4 protein-coding genes and 1 tRNA gene are annotated in these 6,542 nt (G+C 42.7%); 1 reads left to right on the top strand and 4 read right to left on the bottom strand.

Going from position 1 to position 6,542, the window contains the following annotated elements; genetic code table 11:
* Positions 1-47: 47 nt before the first annotated feature.
* The 4 genes from QL982_RS04785 to QL982_RS04770 form a co-directional block, all read right to left on the bottom strand.
* Positions 48-617 carry a hypothetical protein gene (locus QL982_RS04785; protein WP_290190186.1) on the bottom strand — a complete coding sequence of 190 codons (570 nt, stop codon included), beginning with the start codon at positions 615-617 and terminating at the stop codon, positions 48-50.
* A 526-nt stretch (positions 618-1,143) separates the two neighbouring features.
* A tRNA-Ser gene (locus tag QL982_RS04780) sits at positions 1,144-1,234 on the bottom strand.
* Between the two features lie 165 nt (positions 1,235-1,399).
* Complete coding sequence (locus tag QL982_RS04775) at positions 1,400-2,563, bottom strand: type I glyceraldehyde-3-phosphate dehydrogenase (RefSeq protein ID WP_290165203.1); 1,164 nt, start codon at positions 2,561-2,563, stop codon at positions 1,400-1,402.
* A gap of 183 nt (positions 2,564-2,746) precedes the next feature.
* Positions 2,747-4,663, bottom strand: a complete 1,917-nt coding sequence (locus QL982_RS04770) for an AAA family ATPase (protein WP_290165204.1) — start codon at positions 4,661-4,663, stop codon at positions 2,747-2,749.
* 330 nt (positions 4,664-4,993) lie between these two features.
* Between QL982_RS04770 and QL982_RS04765 the strand changes: the two genes are divergently transcribed.
* Positions 4,994-6,520 carry an aldehyde dehydrogenase family protein gene (locus QL982_RS04765; protein WP_290165206.1) on the top strand — a complete coding sequence of 509 codons (1,527 nt, stop codon included), beginning with the start codon at positions 4,994-4,996 and terminating at the stop codon, positions 6,518-6,520.
* Positions 6,521-6,542: the final 22 nt, after the last annotated feature.

Raw genomic sequence — 6,542 nt, 5'->3', positions numbered from 1 at the left:
TGAGTAAGTCATGGTCTTTATAATAATAATTAAGTTTGATAATTAGTTTATAACACTTTTAAGTAGGCTTGACTATAGTTAGCTCTAATTACTTGCTGACCAACAATTTTTTGATATTCATCAAAAATTATTTCTAAAGCACCGTCATAATTAGTTGTAATAATGGCATGAGGATTTATCTTCTTTAAGGATTCAATTTCTTTTTTGTGTTCACTAGCTTCTAAATCAATAGAGTTAGTGACGTTTTCAAAATATTTAGAAACTATATGCTTAATATAACCTTGCTTCTGCGAATTATCTTCAAATAATTCTGGAGGAAATATAGAATTATCTTCATCCATCGTTTCCCATGCCCAATCACTGTAAGTTTCGACAAAACTACTAGCCATTAAAGTATAATCAGTTAAATTAGCCCTTCTGTACTGCTGCTCATAAAAGGCAAACTTTCTTTTATTAAGCTCGGGACAAGTTTTGACCAATATCTTCATAAGACCTTGCCATGTTGGAGTGTCAAAGTACCTTTGAGATATGCCAGAACCAACGAAAAGAATAGGTTGTACTTCCAAGTCTGTCATAATCTCTGCAATATCTTGAGTTATTTCTTCTTTATAGCTCATATCTTCCTCCAATAGCTAAAGCACTTTTTGTTATTTCAATGAGTTTATTTCTTTAACTTATATGATATAACTCAAGTTAACCAATGAAGTATATATTGTCTCTGATAGTTCTTATAGCAAATTTTAAGGACATTTGTTCATGTTACTATCAAAAAACCCATAAATAGGGCCCTCTTCTTTGCAGGTTGTAAATCAACTACTTCATTAAATGCACTGTATGAGTTGGCATGAGAGACTTAAAGAAAGCGGTTCCTATCAGCGACATATGTGGTAAAAACATTTCAGAGCAAATAGTTTTTTACTGTATATTTTTCCATGAAATTGATATCCAGCCCATGGCGACAGAATCAGGACTTTTAGCGTAATAACGCTGGATAATCTTTTTTATGCACCATCGAAAATCAGTTATGACGATTTAGTAAAAATAACCAGCTTAGTACTACTAACCTCAAATTACAGGCATTAAAAAGCCTGCACAAGGCAGGCTTAGTAAGATTTTTAGCAATTTCTGCTATTATCTCGAATTTGGAGGAGACGGAGAGATTCGAACTCTCGAAGGGCTACAAACCCTTGTCGGTTTTCAAGACCGGTGCATTCAACCACTCTGCCACGTCTCCATAGGTGCATCATTATAGCGATATAAAATGAGATTGCAAGCAATTAATTTAACGAATTTAAATTATTTTGCTGCTATCGTTGATTCCGTTTAAAAGAGAGCCAAGGCAACTGAGCGCAGAGGTATAGGTGATACTTCAAGCGAGATTAACGCTGTCACTTTTTTATCAAGGATTGACTATCGGTTTTTTATTAGATGCCAGATGTAGGCACATATCTAGCAGTCTATTGGCATAACCCCATTCATTATCATACCAAGCGAAAACCTTATATTGACCACCCACTTGCATGAGCTGCTGCCCATCGATAATAAGCGACTCTGTCTGATGGATGAAATCACTTGAGACCAATGGCTCCTCAGTATAAGCCATAATATCAATCAAGCCACCTTGGCTAGCCGATTTCAGCACGTCACGAATGTCATCAACACTCACGTTAGGCGCATCAAACACAAACGTCACGTCAATGGCGGCAACATCGATAGTTGGTACACGTATTGAGTGCCCATTTATTTTGCCTATCATCGCTGGTAGCACCCGCTCTGTCGCAGCGATACTGCTAGACGTGGTCGGAATAATATTATAACCAGAAGCCCGCGCGCGTCTAGGATCTCGATGCGCCTGATCGAGTACCGTTTGGTCAGCCGTGACTGCGTGAATCTCAGTCATCATCGCTGACTTTACCCCAAATGCAGTATCAAGGGTCGCAATCAACGGTACCAGTGCTTGCGTGGTACAAGAGACACTCGAGATAATTGGCAGCTCACGTGTTAACTCGTCCGTGTTGACGCCCATAACGATACAAGCATCGACATCGTCAAAGGGCGCTGCACCAATGATGACTTGCTGCGCGCCAGCCACTCTATGCAGCTGAGATTGCTCATAAGAGCGGAAATGACCTGTACATTCTAGTACCACATCGATACCCAGCGCCTCCCAAGGCAGATTTTTTGGATCTGCCTCCGACAGCATATTAATGCAGTAGGTTAGGTTACTCTTCGTCAGACAGAGCTGAGTCTTGCTGGTATCGTCGGCAACACTCTCTACAATCTCGGCACTAACGCCGAGTCGACTAAGACGACCGTGTGTACTATCAAACTTTAATAAATGCAATAAGATATCCGCTGGCGCTAAATCATTAATCGCCACTACATGAATCGCACGACCTAACACTTCAAAGCGCTCTAGCAATGCGCGCAATACATTGCGCCCTATACGCCCAAAACCATTGATAGCCACTCTCAATGGCTGTGTGTGCTCACCAGTGGCATAAAGCGCTGCTACGACAGGATCAGAGGTTAATTGATAGGTGGCGCTAGAAAAATCAGGCATAACAAGTTATCGCTATAAAGAGAGATATAAAATTGAGCACTGCAATTTCAGCACTACACTGGAACAAAAACCATGCGCTTTAATGGTTTTAACAATAGGTTAAATATTAGGGCATGTTGCCCATTCACAAGTAGGCACACAAATAGGCACTGCTGATTGCCATAGTCGAATGCTCAACAAGCGCTAAGGTGTTATAAAGATAAGTGCCAAGCGAATGGTATTGTAGTCAATGCTTTGCTTCAGATGGTCAAATATCGGACGCAGCTTAATACTACCATCATCATTAAAATCATTTGGATTATTGGCAACTTTAATCACCACATAGGCATTACCAACGGCGGTCATCACCTCATCTTCTGGACGCAGATGATCACAAGCCAAACTTGGGTCTTGTGATTTCAATTCGCCGATGTGACGCATGATAGTCGACTGTGACAACTGACGCGCTTGTGATATCTCCGCAATGGTCAAACTCTCTTCTAATAACACTCTGGTCGCAAGTAGGGTACTGTCTGATTTGTCAGAAACTTGATTGCCCTGTTTTTGTTTTTTATTGAGCGTTGCTTGCTGTTGTTCGCGGCGCTTTTTTTGTAGCGTGGCATAGGCATCAATCACCGATTTACTCATCGTACCACCTGACTTCAGGACGAATTTTTCATGTGCCTGCTGCATGCTCTCTTCATCGAGCATCGCATAATTAGCATCAGCTTCCTCAGACAGTACCAAAAATCGCTTGTCTGCACCGCGAGCTAATGGATCCAGCTGCAGGCTCATATCGTTCATACCCAGCAACTGCAACCCTGCTAGCGACTTGAGCCTTGATAATGCCACATAACCTTGTCCTAACTCAAAGGTACGCGACAAATCTATCTCAGCAGCATCCAGTGTCATGCCCTGTGACTTATGAATAGTAATCGCCCATGCCAGACAAAGCGGCACTTGCTCATAGCTCGCCAGCACTTCACCTGTTTCATCTTCGATAATCCACTCTTCAGGCTCAGCGATAACTTCACGCCCTGAATTGAGTCTTACCACTGGCATTTTTTGTGTCGTTGGCTTTTCTTTTTCTTTTTTGGTTTTACTCTTTGCGCTTTTGGCAGATGCTTCATCACTGTCGGCAGTACTGTCGATATCATCTTCAATCAAAGCCTCACTACTGTCTTTGCTATCGTCGATTTTCACAGCAGCAAAACCTATCAGCTCACCCATCGTACCGTTGGAAACACCAAGTTCGGTGTTGTTTTTAATAAACATCACTTTTGAGCCAACTTTGAGCACTAAATCATCTTGAGTGCGTACTGTCTTCTTGAGTGTTTCAACCAGTTTACTATCGCCCGTAGACGTGGCTTCAAAGCGCATCATCTCACCAGACAGTGCCGCCAATTCTTTATCATTGATTTTATTGACGTTGAGATTGTGTGTATACAGACGGGTACGCTTGATATCGACATTTTGGTCAAAGGTGGCTTCTAGCGCAGCAATCGCATCAAAAGTGACTTCTTGACGACGAATTTGGTTCAAAATATCGTCCAAATCAAGACTGCCGTTGGCCGCCTCACTGACTTGACGATGCTGCTCAGACAAGTAGCAAATGTGAAACTTGGCATCGAGCCACGCCTCAGACATAAACGCGAATTTTTCACGATTGCTCTCGCCCTTACTACCAATTGGCGGTAGCTGAAAAAAGTCCCCTGCGACCACTACTTGGATACCACCAAAGGCTTTGTCGTTTTTACGCACATGCTTGAGCACTTGACTCACCAAATTAATTTGCTTGGCATGTAGCATTGAGATTTCATCGATGACCAATACCGCAGTATCTTTTAATCTATCTGCTAAAAACTGTTTGCGTGACAACGTGGTCAAGTCGCGGTCGCTTAGCTCATCTTTGATACCAATACCTGACCAGCTATGAATCGTCGTGCCATTCATATGCGTGGCAGCAATACCTGTACTGGCCGTTACCGCAACAGGTACACGGCGTGCGCGTAGATAATCGATGTATTGATTGAGAGTATAAGTCTTACCTGAACCTGCTGAGCCAGTCAAAAAGACGTTTTGACCTGTTTTTAGGATATCAAGAGCAGAAGATTGACGCATAGATCTAAACCAACCAATATTATGAAAAAGAAGAAATAGCACAAAAAGAAAGCTGCCATGATTAACGCTATAACCATAACAAGCCAAAGTAGATAGTGACAATTATAACAGCTGCATTCGCTTTGCGAACCATTTTAACCGCCTCACATCACATAACTTAAAGTTATATGATACAAAATATATCATTATAAAAAGTCATTATCGTTCTGCACAAAAGCTCAGTACGATAGGGTGACAACTTAGTCAGGAAGACCAAGTATTTATTTTCAAATGGCCCTACTGCAAGTAACCATATTTTAAATAACCATAATACACAACAAGGAGTGGTTAATGTTATACGCTTATCCCAATACTGAAAACAGTCCTGTCCAATTCCGCGAAAAATACGATAACTTTATCAATGGTGAGTGGCTCGCACCCGTTGATGGTGAGTACTTTGACAACACCAGTCCCATAGATGGCAAAGTCATCTGCCAAGTGGCCCGTTCAAAAGAAGCTGATATCGAAAAAGCTCTAGATGCTGCTCATGCTGCCAAAGACGCTTGGGGCAAAACCAGTGTCGCTGAACGTGCCAATTTATTATTAAAAATCGCAGACAGCATGGAAGCTAACCTAGAAGCGATCGCCATTGCTGAATGCTACGAAAACGGCAAGCCTGTGCGCGAAACTTTAATGGCAGATATTCCATTAGCCATCGATCAATTCCGTTATTTTGCCAGTGCCATTCGCGCGCAAGAAGGCGGTATTAGCCAAATTGATGAAGACACCGTTGCTTACCATTTCCATGAGCCGCTGGGCGTGGTCGGGCAGATTATCCCATGGAACTTCCCTATTCTAATGGCAGTATGGAAAATCGCCCCTGCTCTAGCCGCTGGTAACTGTATCGTCATGAAGCCTGCTGAGCAAACGCCTGCCTCGATACTCTATATGTTAGAAACAATCGGTATCGCTGATATCTTGCCAAAAGGCGTCCTAAACATCGTTAATGGCTTTGGTGTCGAAGCTGGTAAACCACTTGCCTCTAACCCACGTATCAATAAAGTCGCCTTCACTGGTGAAACCACCACTGGTCGCCTCATCATGCAATACGCCAGTGAAAACATCATTCCCGTCACACTAGAGCTTGGTGGCAAAAGCCCAAATATTTTCTTTGCCGATGTCATGGATGAAGACGATGACTTCTTGGACAAAGCGGTCGAAGGCCTAGTCATGTTTGCGCTTAACCAAGGTGAGGTCTGTACATGTCCATCACGTGCGCTCGTACATGAGAGCATCTATGACGAATTTATCAAACGCTGTATCGCTCGTGTCGAAGCCATCAAAATGGGCAACCCACTAGATACCGAGACCATGATTGGTGCACAAGCCAGCTCAGATCAGTTAGAGAAGATTTTATCTTATCTTGATATCGGTAAAAAAGAAGGCGCAAAAGTCCTAGTCGGTGGCGATCAAGCCAAACACGATGGCGACCTAGCAGACGGCTACTACGTCAAGCCAACCATCTTTGAAGGCACCAACGATATGCGCGTGTTCCAAGAAGAAATCTTTGGACCTGTGCTTGCCGTTACTACTTTTAAAGACGATGAAGAAGCCATGCAAATTGCCAATGACACGCTATATGGTCTAGGCGCTGGTGTTTGGACGCGTAGCGTACATAAGGCTTATCGTTTCGGCCGTGGTATTCAAGCAGGTCGCGTCTGGACCAACTGCTACCATCTCTATCCATCACATGCTGCATTTGGTGGCTATAAGCAATCAGGCATCGGGCGCGAAAACCATCTGATGATGCTCGATCATTATCAGCAAACCAAAAACATGCTGGTGTCTTATAGCCCCAAAAAAATGGGTTTCTTTTAAGTCCATTTTTAATGTACTAGGC

Source organism: Psychrobacter sp. 5A.1, assembly GCF_030407455.1.
In the GTDB taxonomy this organism is placed as follows: domain Bacteria; phylum Pseudomonadota; class Gammaproteobacteria; order Pseudomonadales; family Moraxellaceae; genus Psychrobacter.
The sequence above is the reverse complement of the archived record's forward strand: the minus strand, read 5'-3'. Positions and strand labels throughout refer to the sequence as shown.